Annotated in this window: 8 protein-coding genes; 2 read left to right on the top strand and 6 right to left on the bottom strand. The window is 64.6% G+C overall.

The features are described from left to right. Positions 1 to 189: 189 nt before the first annotated feature. The 6 genes from NKH38_RS13000 to hutI all read right to left on the bottom strand — a co-directional run bounded on the left by NKH38_RS13000 (position 190) and on the right by hutI (position 14,981). Complete coding sequence (locus NKH38_RS13000) at positions 190 to 8,769, bottom strand: glycoside hydrolase family 94 protein (RefSeq protein WP_352764597.1); 8,580 nt, start codon at positions 8,767 to 8,769, stop codon at positions 190 to 192. Positions 8,770 to 9,058: 289 nt separating this feature from the next. Further along, complete coding sequence (locus NKH38_RS12995; protein ID WP_352764642.1) at positions 9,059 to 9,658, bottom strand: HutD/Ves family protein; 600 nt, start codon at positions 9,656 to 9,658, stop codon at positions 9,059 to 9,061. Between the two features lie 12 nt (positions 9,659 to 9,670). Further along, positions 9,671 to 11,341, bottom strand: a complete 1,671-nt coding sequence (gene hutU / locus NKH38_RS12990) for a urocanate hydratase (RefSeq protein ID WP_502896661.1) — start codon at positions 11,339 to 11,341, stop codon at positions 9,671 to 9,673. A 28-nt stretch (positions 11,342 to 11,369) separates the two neighbouring features. Next, positions 11,370 to 12,182 (bottom strand): N-formylglutamate deformylase, encoded by an 813-nt coding sequence (gene hutG / locus NKH38_RS12985; RefSeq protein WP_023689634.1) that lies wholly within the window; start codon positions 12,180 to 12,182, stop codon positions 11,370 to 11,372. Position 12,183: 1 nt separating this feature from the next. After that, positions 12,184 to 13,722 carry a histidine ammonia-lyase gene (gene hutH, locus NKH38_RS12980; protein WP_023705775.1) on the bottom strand — a complete coding sequence of 513 codons (1,539 nt, stop codon included), beginning with the start codon at positions 13,720 to 13,722 and terminating at the stop codon, positions 12,184 to 12,186. Further along, positions 13,719 to 14,981, bottom strand: coding sequence for an imidazolonepropionase (gene hutI / locus NKH38_RS12975; protein WP_352764592.1), 1,263 nt, complete (start codon positions 14,979 to 14,981; stop codon positions 13,719 to 13,721). The genes hutH and hutI overlap by 4 nt, the downstream gene beginning before the upstream one ends. Before the next feature lie 90 nt (positions 14,982 to 15,071). Here hutI and NKH38_RS12970 point away from each other — a divergent pair, with 90 nt between their 5' ends. Further along, a complete protein-coding gene (locus NKH38_RS12970; protein ID WP_352764589.1) occupies positions 15,072 to 16,424 on the top strand; it encodes a formimidoylglutamate deiminase in 1,353 nt (450 codons plus the stop codon). Next, entirely contained in the window at positions 16,421 to 17,161 is a 741-nt protein-coding gene (hutC, locus tag NKH38_RS12965; protein ID WP_352764586.1) for a histidine utilization transcriptional repressor HutC, read from the top strand. The genes NKH38_RS12970 and hutC overlap by 4 nt, the downstream gene beginning before the upstream one ends. Positions 17,162 to 17,205: the final 44 nt, after the last annotated feature.

Raw genomic sequence — 17,205 nt, 5'->3', positions numbered from 1 at the left:
TTTGAGATAAAAGGTGAAATGTCAGTCTTGCGGCAAAATCATGGCAGCAGCTGGCGCTGCCACATTTTTAGTCACTGCACGCTTGGACCGCCGGTATCCGGGAAGGCACGCCGTTCTGCGCCAGGAGCATGCCGAAGTAGAAAACGCGCGCCTCGAAAGGCGCGCGTCAACAATCTGAAGCCTTTGATTTTACGCGGGTATCTTGACGACCACCTCGGTCTTGTCGCCGGCCTTCGGCTGAAAACCGGAAGACTTTGTCTTGGTTCCATTGACTTCGAGCGAGATGGATTTGGCCTTTTTGTCGCGGATGACGCGAACCTTGATCTCCGACCCCAGCATCTTCAACGTGGCAGAATAGCCGTCCCAATGGCTGGGCAGTTTCGGCCGGAACGTGATCTGCTTGCCCCGCCGCTCAATGCCCAGAATTCCTTCGACCGCAGCACGGTAAAGCCATCCCGCTGAGCCCGTATACCAGGTCCAGCCGCCGCGACCGCCCTTGCCCTCACCGGAATAGATGTCGGCGGCGACGACGTACGGCTCGACGCGGTAATGCTCGGCCGATGCATCGTCGAGCGCATGGTTGACCGGGTTCAGCATCGAGAAGCAGCGATAGGCATCGTCGGTGCGGCCCATTTCAGCGAGCGCGATGACAAACCAGGTCGCCGCATGGGTGTACTGGCCGCCGTTCTCGCGCACGCCCGGCGGATAACTCTTGATGTAACCAGGGTCCTTTCTCGTGTTCTGGAAGGCCGGGGTAAACAGTTTGACGATCTTGAGCTTGTCGTCGACCAGCAGGTTCGTCGCCTGCTGCATCGCCGTGGTCGAGCGCGCGGGGTCGCCCTCGCCGGAGAGCACGCTCCACGACTGCGCGATGGAGTCGATCTTGCACTCGTCCGAATTGTGCGAGCCAAGCGGCGTGCCGTCATCGTAGCTGCCGCGGCGATACCACTGGCCGTCCCAGGCGGTGCTTTCCAGCGCCCGCTTCAGCACATCGGCGTGATTTGTCCAGGCCTGCGCCCGCTTGGTGTCGCCCTGCCCCTTGGCCACGGTGGTAAAGTCGCCCAGCGTCTTCAAAAGGAACCAGCCGAGCCAGACACTCTCCCCCTTGCCGGCTTCGCCGACGCGGTTCATGCCGTCGTTCCAGTCGCCGCCGAGGATCAGCGGCAGCCCTGCCGGGCTGCTGCGCTTGACCGCAAGGTCGAGCGCGCGCGCGCAATGGTCGTAGAGCGAAGCGTTCGTCTTGGAGATTTCCGGCGTGAAGAAGGCGTCGTGCTCGCCCTCGCCCAGCACCTGCCCGTCGATGAAAGGCAGCTGCTCCTTCAGGATCCCTGTATCGCCGGTCACCTCGATGTAGCGATTGGTGGCATGCGCCAGCCAGACCACATCGTCGGAGATCATGGTGCGCACGCCGGCGTCGGTGCGCGGCAACCACCAATGCTGGACATCGCCTTCGGGGAACTGCCGGCGCGCCGCATTGAGGATCTGGTCGCGCGCCAGTTTCGGATCATGCGCAAGCAGGGCCAGCGTGTCCTGCAGCTGGTCGCGGAAGCCGAAGGCGCCGCTTGCCTGATAAAAGGCCGAGCGGGCGCGGATGCGGCAGGCCAGGCTCTGATAGGGCAGCCAGTGATTGACCATGGCGTCGAGCGCCTTGTCGGGCGTCTCGACCTGGATGGTGTCGAGGAAGCCGCGCCAGACGCGTTCATTGTCGGCCAGCCGCTGGTCGAAATCCTTGCCCGAATGGGTCTGCACCAACGCGCTCGCCTCGGCTGATGTAGCGGCGTCGCCAACCAGCCAGACCAGCGTGACGTCGCCGCCGGCAGGGATGTCGATGTCGCTGGCGACAGCTGCGCACGGATCGTCGCCGGCCTCGACGCGGCCCGACAGGCCGGCGCCGCTGACGACAGCGTGCGGGAAGGCGCTGGTGCCGTGCCTACCGATGAACTCGCCACGATCGGCTGTCACCGAATGCACCGGACCGGTGGCGGCCAGGAAGGCCACCCGGTCGCCGAAATCGAGACCGTAGGGGTTTTGCGCCAGAAGCGCGCCGGTCGCTGGATCCCTGGACGGGATGATGGTCGCAGCCGTGCTCGAGCGATGGCTGCCGAGAACCCATTCGGCATAGGCGTAGACGCGCAGCCGCGCCGGCGCCGAGCCCGAGTTCTGGATGCGCAGCCGCGTGATCTTCACTGGATCGACGGGATCGACGACGTGCGTCAGATCCATCGACAGCGGGCCGCGTTTGGACCGGAAGGTCGAGAAGCCCTGGCCGTGCCATGTCTCATAGGTCATCGAGGGATCGCGGACCACGGCAGCCAGCGGCGAGAATGCCTTGCCGCTGGCCTGATCGTAGATGTAGATGCCCTCGCCCGGCCGGTTGGTGACCGGGTCGTTCGACCATGGCGTCAGTTGGTAATCGCGGCTGTTGCGGCTCCAGGTGAAGGCAGCGCCTTCGGCCGAGACATGGAAGCCGAACGAGGCGTTCGAGACGACGTTGATCCAGGGCTGCGGCGTCGTGCGCCGGCCGGTGAGACGCGTGACATAGTGACGGCCATCGCCTTCGAAACCGCCAAAGCCGTTCCATTGGCTGAGGCCGCTGCCGTCGGCGCTGCTGTCGGACGCGGCATGGTATGCAGGCGCCGCCGGCACCGGCAGAGACGGCTCGCGCAGCGACGCGGGGGCCACCGGCTGCAGGGCATCGCGTGCTTGCAAGGCTGCCGCCTCGGCGCGTTCGATCTGGTCGAAGATGGTGCCGTTGCGCGTGTGCAGAACCACGCGGGCAACCGCCAGCAGCGTCTTGTACGTCGCCTCGTCCATCAGGTCGCGGCGCACGGCGAAGATGTGCTGGCGCGGCCCGAGTTCCTTGCCGCGCAGGCGGCTGTTTTCGCACAGCGTCTCGACCGCGCGCTGCAGGTCCTGGACATAGGACGATGCCTGCTCGTTGACGACCACGAAGTCGATCATCATGCCGCGGGCGCGCATATACTCCTGGAAGCGCAGCGCCTGGGCGACAATTTCGAGGTCGGCCACGTCGCCGATGCGGACCAGGAAGATCGGGAAATCGCCCGAAATGCTGGTCGGCCACAGGCTGGACTGCTTGCCCAGCCCCGAAGCGATGGATTCGCCGGGCAGGCGCAGGAACGGATCGGGATAGATCAGGAAGCGCGCCAGCTTCTGCACGTTGGCGGCGTCGGTCAGGCTGAGACCAAGATGGCGGGTCTGCACCTGCGAACGCGTCCAGGCAAGCATCGCCTGGCGAGCAAAACTTTCGGGATGGTCGAGCCTGGCGATGGCGTCGTCCAGTTCGGCGCGGTTGGCGCCGACGGCGGTCCAGAAGGTCAGCGATATCTTCTTGTTGGCCGGCACCCGCACCTGGCGGCGCAGGGCCGCTACCGGATCGAGGGTGAAGCCGTGGTGACCGCCAAGCTTGGCGCCGGGATCGAAGGCCGCCGCTTCCGCGATGGTACGGCCACGGCCGATGAAGGCACGGCGGTCGGTTTCGGCCTCGGCATCGCGCGCCGACCCGGACGGATCGGTGACGAAATGCACCATGGTGACGTCAGGCTCGTTCTTCTCGCGCTTGCGCCTGGTGGCAAAGATGGCGCCGTTATTGGCAGCGATCTCGGTCTCGATAAACATTTTCGAGAACGCAGGATGGGCATTGTCGGAGGCTTCGTTGCCCAGGACCAGCTCGGCAAAGGAGGTCACCTCGATATGCCGGTCAGTGGCGCCGTCGTTGTAGAGCGTGACGCGCCGTCCCTCGCCATTGCCTTCCGAGATGACGATGCATTCGACCTCCGAACGCAGCGAGCCCACTGTTTTGACGAAGCTCGCCTTGTCGTCGGAAAACAGCGTCTGCACTCTCTCGCCGGTCGCCTGCTTCGGCTCCGCGGTGGCCGACCACCAGTCGCCGCTGCCGGCGTCGCGCAGGAAGATGTAGGAGCCGAGCCGGTCTTCGGTCGGGTCGGGCTGCCAACGGGTGACGGCGAGTTCGCCCCAGCGGCTGTAACCGGAACCGGTGGCCGAGACCATGACGGAGTAGCGGCCATTGGACATGACGCTGGTGGCGCGCAACGCCCTCAGCGGGTCGAGGACGATGCGCGAATCCGGGCTCTCGACCTCGGTCTCGTCCTTCGAGCGCTCGTCGGCTTCGGTCCTGACCGTGGCGGTCGGGATGTCGCGCGGCGCCCTCTCCTGAAGCAGGAGTTCGGCAGACTCGATCACCGGATCGCTGTGGAAGCGGTCGCGCAGCCTGCCCTCGAAGATGGCGTCGGCAACGGCGGCGATCGACATGCCGGAGTGATGCGCCATGTAGTTCAGGACAACGGCATGGTCGGTGCCTTCCGGCACGCGCTGCGGCGTGAAGTCGACGGCGTCATAAAAGCCATGCCGGCCGAGAGCGCCGATGGAGCGCAGCCTGGCCAGATTCTGGACGGATTCGCGCGGTGTGAACTGCGCCGCGAGGATCGTGGCGTAAGGCGCGATCACCGTGTTCTGGCCAAGGCCGCGCTTGAGACCAAGTCCGGGCACGCCGAAATTGGTATACTGGTAGGTCAGTTCGCGGTCGCGGGCATTGTAGGCCGCTTCCGAAATACCCCAGGGCACGTTCTTCGAACGCGCGTACTGGATCTGGCGCTTGATGATCAGCTTGCTGGTCTGGTTGAGGATCGATCCCTGCGGCTCCTTCATCACCAAAGGCGGCATCAGATACTCGAACATCGAGCCCGACCAGGACATCAGCGCACCCTGGAAGCCGATCTCGACGATCGGCCTTCCAAGCCGGAACCAATGCTCCGTGGGCAGGTCACCCTTGGCGATGGCGAACAGGCTGGTCAGCCGCGCCTCGGAGGCGAGCAGATCGTAGCAGCTCTCATCGAGCTGATGCTCCTCGACCCGGTAGCCGATTGACAGCAGTTTGCGCTCCTGACGCATCAGGAAAGAGAAATCCATCTCGAAGGCATAGCGGCGGCAGCGTTCGCGCAGCGCCAGCAGCTTGGCGCGCAAGGCTTCGACGGCGTTTTCGTCGCTGTGCGAGTCATGCACATGCGCCTCGCAGGTCGCTTCCAGCCGTGCCGCCCAGTCGGCGATAATGTCGCTCCGCTGCGATCCGGCCTCGGTGTGGATGGCGGTGGCGAGCTTGCGGATCTCGCCGGCAAGCACGGCCAGGTTAATCGTGCGGATCGAGGCCATCTCCGGCTGCGCCTTGATGGTCATGACGGCGCGCCGCATGCCGTCGAGGCGGTCGGCCAGACGCTGGCGCAACGGCCGCAGTTGCCGGCGGTCGTCAGGCAATTCCTCGAGGCTCTCGTCGAGGATGCTCACCGTGTCGAGGACGCCTTCGAAATCGCCCTGCAGGTGAACGGACGGGGCTTCCGCCCACTCCGCACAGGCCGCCGCCACCGCGACCAGATGTCCGGCGAGATTGCCGCTGTCGACGGCCGAGATGTAGAGCGGATAGAGCGGCTTGAGCGTCGTGGTGTCGTACCAGTTGAAGAGGTGGCCGCGGTTGCGCGGCATGCTCTCGATGGTCGTCATCGTGGCGTCGATGCGGGTGATGGCATCGGAGAGCGCAATCCAGCCGAAATCGCGTGCCGACACCACCGACAGCAGGTAGACGCCGATATTGGTCGGCGACGTCCGCGGCGCCACAACCGGCGCCGGGCTTTCCTGGAAATTGTCGGGCGGCAGATTGTGGTGCTCGGCCGTGACGAAGGTTTCGAAATAATGCCAGGTGCGGCGCGCCACGGTGCGTAGCGCGTGGATGTCGGCCTGCGATATGCGCAGGCGGTCCTCGGTCTCGGCCGAGCGGCTGATCCAGCAGGCAACCGCCGGCGAACCGATCCAGAACAGAGCGAAGAAGAAGGCGACGAAGGCACCGGTGGAATCGGCCAGCACGGGGATAGCGAGACCGACGACGCCGATGATCACGGCGCCATACATCATGCTGTAATAGGAGCCGATATCGTTGTCGCCGCCCTTGTGCGCCTGCGACGCGGTGCGCCATTCCAGCAGGTTCTGGCGGCTGACGAACAGGCGGTAGAGCGTGCGCACGATGGCGTCGCCCATCATCCAGGCATTGTGCGCCATCAACAGCACTTTCAGCGCCACAAGGGCCGTGCCGAAGACGGTGTCGTGCGCCAGTGCGGAGAAATGGCCGCGCGGCGTCTGGTCGCCGCTCTTGGGCAGGATGGCGTTGACGACATCGAAGGTCGGCGCCATGAACAGCGACAGGATCAGCAGCGCCTGCCACTGCGCGGCCTGCGTGAAGGGCAGTAGCGTCCAGCCGGCGATCGCCGCCATCACCCAGAAGATCGGGGTCAGCGAGCGGCGCAGATTGTCGACCATCTTCCAGCGCGACAGCGCCGGCACGCCGGAACGCGGCGAGAAGATGAAGCGCAGCAGCTGCCAGTCGCCGCGCGCCCAGCGGTGGTGGCGCGAGGCGTCGACCGAGTAGCGGGTAGGATAGTCCTCGACCAGTTCGACGTCGGTGACAAGTGCTGCGCGCGCCAGCGCACCTTCGAGCAGATCGTGGCTGAGGACGGTGTTTTCCTCGATGCGGCCCTGCAGCGCCGCCTCGAAAGCGTCGACGTGATAAAGGCCCTTGCCGGTGAAGGAGCCGTCGCTGAAGACGTCCTGGTAGAGATCCGAGACGGCAAAGACGTAAGGATCGAGACCGCTGTTGGACGAGAAGACGCGCTGGAAGAAAGAAGCGTCGTCGCCGCTGGTGAGCGAGGCTGTGATGCGCGGCTGCAGAATGGTGTAGCCGGCGGTAACGACGCGCTTTGTCGCGTCGAAATGCGGGCGGTTGAGCGGATGGGCGAGCTTGCCGACCAGTGACGACACGGCGTCGCGCGTGGTGCGCGTGTCGGCGTCGAGCGTCATGACATAGACGACCTTTTCCGGCAGCGGCACGTCGAGCGGCAGGAAGGTGGTGTCGCTGTCGCCGCGCAAGAGAAGGTTCAGCTCATGCAGCTTGCCGCGCTTGCGCTCCCAGCCCATCCAGGCGCCCTGCGCCTGGTTGTAGAGCCGGCGGCGATGCAGGATATAGAAACGCGGCGCGCCTTCCGAGTGATAACGGGCGTTGAGCCTGGCGATCTCGTCGCGCGCATATTGCAGGATCTCGATGTCGGCGGCGTCGATCTCGGTCTTGGAATCCGGCCAGTCGGACAGCAGCGCGAAATGGATTTCTTCTGCCGTGTTGGCGAGGTGATGCACCTCGATGTTGCGGATGTTTTCCTCGACATCATCGCGCGAGCCGATCAGCGACGGCACCACGACCAAGGTGCGTGATGCCGCCGGAATGCCGTGCTTGTAATCATAGCCGACGAGCCGCGTCGGCTTCAGGAACAGTGAAACAACGGTGTTGAAGAAGGCGAGCGCGCCTTCGCTGGCAGGCACCGCAAACAGCGCCAGCATCAGCGTGATGGATTCCACCGACAGGCCGAGATGGGCAAGCGCATTGCCAGAGACAACCAGCAGCAGCACCGTCAGCAGGAAGACCGGCACAACGATGCCGAGCCAGCCCGTGGCGGTGAAGGCGCGCTTGAAGGTCACATGGAAGGGCGGCCGATAGCCGATCGCCTTTTCCAGATCCGGCCGGCGCGGGCCGACCAGGAAGAAGCCGACATCGGTATGCATGGCCGGATCGGCTGATGCATCCGGCACGCCGGAGGCATCGGTGACCCCGGGAACATGGCTGGCCAGCTCGATGGCCTTTTCGGCGACACGGAATTCGGACAGGTCGGAGCGGCGTGCCAGTTGCTCGATCGACGTGCGGTACTGGTCGCGCGAAAAGAAATCGAGCGCGGCGAAATCGGTGCGCTCGCGCAACAGCGTGTCGATGCGGCTGACGCCCTCGAACCACACCGTCCAGTCGACGTCGTTGATGAGGCGCAGGCCGCGGATGATGTTGCCGGTGGTGACATTGCCGCTGGACAGCGTGCGATGCTCGGAAATGATGATTTCCTCGGCGTCGGAGCCGGTTTTCTCGAGCTCGACCTCCAGCCATTCCAGCGCCCTGCCGGCATTCTGCGAGCCGTCGCGCAGGCGGTAGAGCAACTGGGTGGCGAAGGTGGTGTCCTGCGCATGCGCGCCGTAGCCCGACAGGATCTTCCGGCGGTCTGCATTGTCGTCGGTCGCCAGCACGCGGTCGGCGACCTCGTTGGCGATATGGCGCATCTGCCTGGTGCGGTCGACGCGCACGGCGATGCGGCGCAGATTCTCGATCAAAACGAAGCGCAGCAGCGACGGCAGCGCCCACAATTCGCCGATCTTGAGCGGCTCGACCGACTGAAAACCCTCGACGATGGATTTGAACATGGTCGCCGAAACCGAACTGTCGGAATGGGCAACATAGCTCCAGGCCAAGGCCAGCGCGCGCGGCACCGCGGCGCGATCGGCCACTTCCAGGGTCGGCAACTGCCGGTAGAAACGGCGCGGCAGGTCGCGCTTCACCTGAAAAATGGTCTCCTCGACGAGATAATTGTTGTCGAGCAGCCATTGCGCGGCAGGCGTGATGGTTTCGCCCTTGGCCTGGGCGGCATTGGTCGAGCGGTAGACTTCGAGGATTTTCTTGGCGCTGTCGCGGATGCGGGCCTGGAAATCGAACGGCGTCAGGCCGAACAGGTCCTTGACGTCGCCCTTGGCGAGGCTTTCGCCCAGCGCGCGCAGCCGCTCTTCGGGCAGGAAATTGGAGCGTATCGGCTCTTCGGTGATGACCGGAAAGCCGGCGCTGGACTTTTCGATATGGGCAGGATTTGTCTGGATATTCATTGAAAATTCCGCATGGGGGACGCGATGCGGCGCCACCGCCACGGCAATGTCCCTAAAACCGATTCAAATGCAATTGGTTGCATGATTACACTGGCCGAAAGTTTTGCTTCGCACCACGCCAGAGGCGTTATCCCTTCGACATTTCAAGTGGGGCTTTCGACAACTCAAGGACGAGCACCCCTGCCCTCCCGTCCGCCTTGGAACGACGGAAGGATTCGGGCTTTTTCGTGATCCAGACAACAGCTTACGCCAGATTTCTCCGGCGTGCGATCATGTTTGGCAACAGGCGTTAATCGTTGTGCTGGCGGTGCGGCTGGCCCAGCCTGGCTATCCGAATGACGAACACGGTCGTCGGCCGTACCGGTTCAACCCGTAGTTTCGCCTGCGGACCGAGCAACAGCGTGTCGAGGGGTCCAAGACGAGACGATGTCGGGCCGCTGAGGCCGACCTCGCCGTCGAACGGCAGGATCAGGGTCATAGCGCTGGTCGGCCGGATGTCGGTCGGAACCGAGACCACCAGGCGCTCGACCGTGTGCGTGGCCCGCGCGCGGCGGGTCATGACGTTGAGGTCGGTGATCGGACCGGAGATCAGCGCGGCCGTGGTCGGCACATCGGCCGGGAAGGACAGCGGGGCGGAAGCCGCCGTCACTTCGGCCGGCGGACGGCCGGCAATATCAAGCACGATACCCTCGCCTTCCAGCACGGCAAGCGTGCGGTCGACGCCGGCAAAGCCCGAGAACGGGCCGCTGCCCTCGACTCGCGCCATCGAAACGCGCCAGTCGAAATCGTCCAGCCCGACGCCGTCCGGCGAGACGGCGATCTCGGTGGTCGTGCCGCCGCCATTCTTCCACGGCATGACGCGGTAGTCGGCGGCCCGTAGGATGCGCATCATTTAAGCCAATCAGCCTAAAATACCGGGCAGATTGAGCTGGTGCTCCTTCGCGCACTCGATGGCGATGTCGTAGCCGGCATCGGCGTGGCGCATGACGCCTGTCGCCGGATCGTTCCACAACACGCGCTCCAGGCGCCTTGCGGCGTCCGGCGTGCCGTCGGCGACGATGACCATGCCGGCATGCTGCGAGAAACCCATGCCGACGCCGCCGCCATGATGCAGCGACACCCAGGTTGCGCCCGACGCGGTGTTGAGCAACGCATTGAGCAGCGGCCAGTCGGAGACGGCGTCGGAGCCGTCCTTCATCGCTTCCGTCTCGCGGTTGGGCGAAGCCACCGAGCCGGAATCGAGGTGGTCGCGGCCGATGACGACGGGCGCCTTGAGTTCGCCCCTGGCCACCATCTCGTTGAAGGCGAGGCCCAGCCTGTGGCGGTCGCCGAGGCCGACCCAGCAGATGCGCGCCGGCAGGCCCTGAAAGGCGATGCGCTCACGTGCCATGTCCAGCCAGTTGTGCAGATGGGTGTTGCCGGGGGTGAGTTCGCGCACCTTGGCGTCCGTCTTGTAGATATCCTCGGGATCGCCCGAAAGAGCAGCCCAGCGGAACGGGCCGATGCCGCGGCAGAACAGCGGCCTTATATAGGCCGGCACGAAACCCGGGAAAGCAAAGGCGTTCTCGAAGCCTTCGTCCTTGGCGACCTGGCGGATGTTGTTGCCATAGTCGAGCGTCGGCACGCCGGCATTCCAGAACGCGACCATCGCCTCGACATGCTCGCGCATTGAGGCGCGGGCGGCCTTCTCGACAGCCTTGGGATCGGAGACGCGCTTCTCGCGCCACTCAGCCATCGTCCAGCCCTTGGGCAGATAGCCGTTAATCGGGTCATGCGCCGAGGTCTGGTCGGTGACCATGTCGGGGCGGATGCCCCGCTTGAACATTTCCGGCACGATGTCGGCCGCATTGCCGAGCAGGCCGACCGACTTCGCCTCGCCGGCCCTGGTCCAGCGCTCGATCATTTCCATCGCTTCGTCGAGCGTCTCGGCCTTCTCGTCGACATAGCGGGTGCGCAGCCGGAAATCGATCGAGTCCGGATTGCATTCGATGGCGAGGCAGCAGGCGCCGGCCATGACGGCGGCAAGCGGCTGGGCGCCGCCCATGCCGCCGAGGCCGCCGGTCAGGATCCATTTGCCCGTAAGGTTGCCATTGTAGTGCTGGCGGCCGGCCTCGACGAAGGTCTCGTAGGTGCCCTGCACGATGCCTTGCGTGCCGATATAGATCCAGGAGCCGGCCGTCATCTGGCCGTACATCATCAGGCCTTTTTTATCGAGCTCGTTGAATTTATCCCAGGTCGCCCAATGCGGCACGATGTTGGAGTTGGCGATCAGCACGCGCGGCGCATCGGTGTGCGTCCGGAAGACGCCGACCGGCTTGCCGGACTGGACCAGCAGCGTCTCGTCTTCATTGAGGGTCTTCAACGAGGCGACGATGCTGTCGAAATCGTTCCAGGTGCGCGCGGCCCGGCCGATGCCGCCATAGACGACGAGCTCATTGGGGTTTTCGGCGACATCGGGATCGAGGTTGTTCATCAGCATGCGCAGCGGCGCTTCGGTCGTCCAGTATTTGGCGTTGAGCTTGTCGCCGCGGGGCGCGCGCACTTCGCGGATGTTGTGGCGAGGATTGTTCATCATTGTCCCTTTGGAGTAAGGCGGCGTCTCAGCGCCCGGCCCAGTCAATGGCGGATTGGAGGATTTTCGTCAGTGTGGCGCGCATTGGCGCGGCGAACTCGGCATCATAAGGCACCGGCCAATTGTCCGGTTCGCCCTTGCCCTCGGGCTCGCGCAAATAGCCGCGATCGGCAAGTTCCATCTGCAGCGCATGGTAGCCGCCTTGCGGATTGCCGAAATAGCGGGTGATCCAGCCACCCTTGAAACGGCCGTTGATGACATTGCTTTCACCGCTCTCGGCCATGATCTGGCCAACCAGCGCCTGCAGCGTAGGATCCGCGGTCTGGCCGTCATTGGTGCCGAGATTGAACACCGGCAGCGTGCCGTAGAACAGGCGCGGCAGCACCGACCGGATCGAGTGGCAATCGTAAATGACGACCTTCTCATGCAGGCCGCGCAGCCTGACGGACTGAGCCGCCAGCATTTCATGGTAGGGCACGAAATACGCTATGCGGCGCTGGTCTATCTCCGATGGCGTCGGTTCCGCGCCGGGCAGATACAGCGGATCGCCGTCGAAGGTCTCGGTCGGGCATAGCGTCGTTGTCGTCTGCCCGGGATAGAGCGAGGCGCCGGAAGGATCGCGGTTGACATCGATGACGGTGCGCGAGATCGACGTGTGCACGACAGTCGCGCCAAGGCCGGCGGCAAAATCGTAGAGATTGTCGATCCACCAGTCGCAATCGCGGCGGCCGAGCCAGGGCGAGACCAGCCGATTGTCGATGCCGGCGAGATCGATACCCGTGTGCGGGATGGACACCAACAGGGGTGCCGTGCCTTCCGTCACTGTCAGCCAGTCGGTCATGTCAGACTCCCGAGATCGAAGGCAATGTCACCGCGCTCGCAGCCTTGATGGCAGCGCCGCTGCGCACCATGGCGATGGCTTTTTCCATGTCAGGGTGGAAATGCCGGTCATTGTCGAGATGCGGCACCTCGGCGCGGACCAGCTTGCGAACCGCTTCCAGAGCTGCACTCGACGCCAGCGGCGCATGGAAATCGCAGCCTTGCGCGGCGGCCAAGAGTTCGATGCCGATGACGGCCGTGGCGTTTTCGATCATGCCGATCAGCCGGCGAGCGCCGTGTGCGGCCATCGATACATGGTCTTCCTGGTTGGCCGAGGTCGGGATGGAATCGACACTTGCCGGATAGGCCTTCTGCTTGTTCTCAGAGACGAGCGCCGCCGCCGTCACCTGCGGGATCATGAAGCCGGAGTTCAGGCCGGGCTTCGGCGTCAGGAAGGCCGGCATGCCGGAGAGTGCTGGGTCGACCAGCATGGCGATGCGGCGTTCCGACAGCGAGCCGATCTCGCAGACGGCAAGCGCGATCATGTCGGCAGCGAAAGCCACCGGCTCGGCGTGGAAATTGCCGCCGGACAGCGCTGTGTCGTCCTCGGCGAAAATCAGCGGATTGTCGGTGACGCCATTGGCCTCGGTGCCGAGCGTATCGGCAGCCTGGCGCAGCACGCTGAGCGCCGCACCCATCACCTGCGGCTGGCAGCGCAGGCAGTACGGATCCTGCACGCGCTCATCGCCGACGCGGTGCGATTCACGGATAGCGCTGCCGGCCATCAGATTGCGCAGCGCTGCCGCCGTCTCGATCTGGCCCGGGTGTTTTCTGAGGAGATGGATGCGCGGATCGAAGGGTGCATCGGAGCCCTTGGCAGCGTCGGTCGACAGCGCCCCGGCGACCAGCGCCGACTGATACAGCACTTCGGCTTCGAACAGAGCGGCCAGCGCGTAGGCGGTGGAAAACTGCGTCCCGTTGAGCAGCGCCAGACCTTCCTTGGCGCCAAGCGTCACCGGCTCCAGGCCGTGCGAGACGAAAGCGACCTTGGCCGGGAAGCGGCCATGCGGTGTAATGCATTCGCCAACGCCGATCATCACCGCAGTCATGTGCGACAGCGGCGCGAGATCTCCGGAGGCGCCGACCGAGCCCTGCGCCGGCACGACGGGGATGACGTCGTTGGCCAGCATCGCTTCCAGCAATTCGATGGTTTGCGGCCGCACGCCCGACGCACCCTGCGCCAGGCTGGCGAGCTTCAGCGCCATCATCAACCGAACCACAGCGACCGGCATCGGCTCGCCGACGCCGGCGGCATGCGACAAAACGATGTTGCGTTGCAGGGTCTCTAGATCCTCGGCCGGAATGCGGACGCTGGCCAGTTTGCCGAAGCCGGTGTTGATGCCATAGACCGGCTCACCCTTGGCGACGATGCGGGCGACAGCCTCGGCGCTGGCCTTGATTTTTGGCCGGCAGGAGGCGTCGAGCTTCGGCATGGCGCCACGATAGATAGCGCGCCAGTCGGCCAGCGTCGCATTGCCGGGCTTCAGGTTAAGTTCGGTCATTGTCCTCTCCAGATGCGGGCATGGAGCGGGTTGAAGCCCATGCGGTAGACGAGTTCGGCCGGACGCTCGATGTCCCAGATCGCCAGGTCGGCGGATTTTCCTGCCTCAAGCGTGCCGGTCTGGCCGAGCAATCCCAGCGCGCGGGCAGCCTCGCGAGTGGTGCCGGCCAGGCACTCCTCGACGGTCAGGCCGAAAAGCGTCGCGGCCATGTTCATGGTCAGAAGTAGCGAGGTCAGCGGCGACGTCCCGGGATTGTTGTCGGTGGCGACCGCCATCTTGACGCCGTGCTGGCGAAACAGGCCGATCGGCGGCTTCCTGGTTTCGCGGATGAAATAGTAGGCGCCGGGTAGGATCGTCGCCACGGTGCCGGCCTTGGCCATGGCTGCGGCACCTGCTTCATCGGTGTATTCGAGATGGTCGGCCGACAGCGCGCCATAGCGGGCGGCGAGTTCGGCGCCATGCAGGTTCGACAGCTGGTCGGCATGGAGCTTTACCGGCAGGCCAAGCGCCTTGGCCTTGTCGAACACGCGGGCGATTTGCTCCGGCGAGAAGGCAATGCCTTCGCAGAACCCATCAACGGCATCCGCCAGGCCCTCGACGGCGATGGCGGGCAGAATATTATCGACGATATTGTCGACGTATTCATCCTTGTCGCGATAGGGCTCCGACGGCACGGAAAGATCGCCCAGATTCTGCGGTAGTGTGTGTGCGCCGAGAAAAGTGGTGACCACGGACACATCCCGCATTGTGCCCAGCCGCCGCGCCGCACGTAGCGACCATCTCTCATGCATATGGCTAAGGCCGTAGCCCGACTTGATTTCGACGGTCGTCACGCCCTCGGCAATCAAAGCGTCGAGGCGCGGCAGGCTCTGCCGGACCAATTCGTCCTCGTGCGCTGCACGCGTGGCTTTGACCGTCGAGACGATGCCACCGCCGGCTCTGGCGACTTCTTCATAGGTGGCGCCGGCCAGCCGCATCTCGAATTCGTTGGCGCGGTTGCCGGCATGGACGAGATGGGTGTGGCAGTCGACGAGGCCGGGCGTGACCCAGCGGCCTTCGCAATCGGTGGTCGCGGCGCCCTGAGCCAAGGCGGAAGGCATGTCGGCTTCTGGGCCGGCATAGACGATGAGACCGTCGCGGGCGGCAATCGCGCCCTTGTCGACAATGCCCAGTCCGGCGTCGCCTTCGGCCATGGTTGCCAGGCGCGCATGGCGCCAAAGGTGAAGGCCCCCTGCCCGGCTTTTGTTCTGTGCCGCCATCATCTTTTTCCGTTTGATTGGATGGCTATTATGTATATACATATTGAAAAGCACTGCAAGTGCAATTGTTCAGGGAATGCGGAGAAAAACGTGACGGCGATCTTTGCGGAACAGGCGCTGCTGCCCAATGGCTGGCACGACAAGGTGCGGATTTTGTTGAACGACGGTCGCATCACGGCAGTCGAAGCCGGCACGTCGATACAGGCTGACGACGAACGCCACGCCATTCTGGTGCCGGGCATGCCGAACCTGCACAGCCACGCCTTCCAGCGCGGCATGGCCGGGCTTGCCGAACTGCGCGGTCCCTCCGCCGACAGCTTCTGGAGCTGGCGCGAGGTGATGTACCGCTTCGCGCTGTCGATGACGCCGGACCAGGTCGAGGCGGTCGCCGCCCAGCTTTATGTCGAAATGCTGGAGGCCGGATTCTCGCGCGTCGGCGAATTTCATTATCTCCACCACGATCGCGACGGAAAACCCTATGCCAACCTTGCCGAGATGGCCGAACGTATTGCCGCGGCCGCCGGCGAAACCGGGATCGGCCTGACGCTGCTGCCGGTATTTTATGCCCATTCCTCCTTCGGCGGCGCTGCGCCCAACGAAGGCCAGCGGCGATTCATCAACGATGTGAATCGGTTCGAACGCTTGCTTGAGAAAAGCCGTGAATCGGTTCGTGCGTTGAATCAGGCTGTCGTCGGCGTCGCCCCGCACAGCCTGCGCGCCGCGACGCCGGAGGAACTCAGCGCTGTTGCCGCCATTGCGCCGGACGGACCGATCCACATCCACGTCGCCGAGCAGGTGAAGGAGGTCGAGGATTGCCTGGCGTGGTCGGGTGCGCGACCGGTCGAATGGCTGCTCGCCAATGCCGGGATCGACAAGCGTTGGTGCCTGATCCACGCCACCCACATGACCGAGGCTGAGACAACCGGCATGGCCAGAAGCGGCGCCATTGCCGGGCTTTGCCCGATCACCGAAGCCAATCTCGGCGACGGCACCTTTTCAGCACCTCTGTTCATCGAACATGGCGGCCGCTTCGGCGTCGGCTCGGATTCCAACGTGCTGATCGGCCTGCCGGATGAATTGCGCCAGCTCGAATATTCGCAGCGCCTCGCACACCGCGCCCGCAATGTGCTGGCGGTGGCCGGCGGCTCGACCGGGCGGGCTCTGTTCGACGCGGCCCGCGATGGCGGCAGCACTGCACTCGGCGCCGGCCCGTCGCGGATCGCCGCCGGTGCCGCAGCCGATTTCGTCTCACTCGACGAAAACCATCCTTCGCTGGCCGGAAAAAGTGGCGATGCGATCCTCGACGCCTGGATCTTTGCCAATGGCGGCAAGGTCGATTGCGTCTGGGTGCACGGAAAAAAACAAGTCAGCGGCGGCCGGCATGCAGCGCGTGAGACGATCGCCGAGCGCTTTCGCCATGTGATGACGGCGCTTTCGGCATGAGCATATCAGAGACAGCGGCGGTGGAAGGCGGCGGTTCGCTGCACCAGCGCATCCTGTCCGACATCAGCGAGAAAATAATGTCCGGCGCCTGGGCGCCGGGCCACCGCATCCCGTTCGAGCACGAGTTGACGGCGCAGTATCATTGCTCGCGCATGACGGTGAACAAGGCGCTGTCGCAACTGGCCAAGGCCGGGCTGATCGAGCGCCGCCGCCGTTCGGGCAGCTTTGTCCGCCAGCCGCAATCGCAGGCCGCGGTGCTGGAAATCCACGACATCAGGATCGAGGTCGAGGCGCTTGGGCTGGCCTATCGCTACGAGCGCGTGGCGCGGCAGAAAAGGCGCAGCAGCGCCGAGGATCGCGCCTTGCTGGAATTGGGAGCGGCTGGACAGGTGCTGGCGCTGAAATGCCGGCATTTCGCCGGCAAACGGCCATTCGCGCACGAACAGCGGCTGATCAATCTCGCCGCCGTCGCGGAAGCCGCCGAGGAGGAGTTTCTCGACATCGCCCCCGGTCCTTGGCTGATCGGCCGCGTGCCATGGAGTGAGGCCGAGCACCGCATCCGCGCGGTGGCGGCCGACAGGCATATTGCCGAAGCCCTCGACGTCGCAACCGGCGCACCGTGCCTGGTGGTCGAACGCCGGACCTGGAGCGCGGAGCACCCGGTGACGCAGGTGAGGTTCACTTATGCCGCGGAGAGCCACACGCTGGTGGCGCGGTTCAGGCCTTCGCAGGGGTAGCTCCTTTACCCTCCCCCTTGTGGGGAGGGTCGCTGCGAAGCAGC

Origin of the sequence: Mesorhizobium sp. M1078, from assembly GCF_040318615.1 — a bacterium.
In the GTDB taxonomy this organism is placed as follows: Bacteria; Pseudomonadota; Alphaproteobacteria; order Rhizobiales; family Rhizobiaceae; genus Mesorhizobium.
This window is presented reverse-complemented; position numbering and strand designations above follow the sequence as displayed.

Bases quoted from the DNA above. Each gene is read 5' to 3' on its own strand.
- NKH38_RS13000 (WP_352764597.1), bottom strand. From the start codon at position 8,769: ATGAATATCCAGACAAATCCTGCCCATATCGAAAAGTCCAGCGCCGGC.
- NKH38_RS12995 (WP_352764642.1), bottom strand. From the start codon at position 9,658: ATGCGCATCCTACGGGCCGCCGACTACCGCGTCATGCCGTGGAAGAAT.
- hutU (WP_502896661.1), bottom strand. From the start codon at position 11,341: ATGAACAATCCTCGCCACAACATCCGCGAAGTGCGCGCGCCCCGCGGC.
- hutG (WP_023689634.1), bottom strand. From the start codon at position 12,182: ATGACCGACTGGCTGACAGTGACGGAAGGCACGGCACCCCTGTTGGTG.
- hutH (WP_023705775.1), bottom strand. From the start codon at position 13,722: ATGACCGAACTTAACCTGAAGCCCGGCAATGCGACGCTGGCCGACTGG.
- hutI (WP_352764592.1), bottom strand. From the start codon at position 14,981: ATGGCGGCACAGAACAAAAGCCGGGCAGGGGGCCTTCACCTTTGGCGC.
- hutC (WP_352764586.1), top strand. From the start codon at position 16,421: ATGAGCATATCAGAGACAGCGGCGGTGGAAGGCGGCGGTTCGCTGCAC.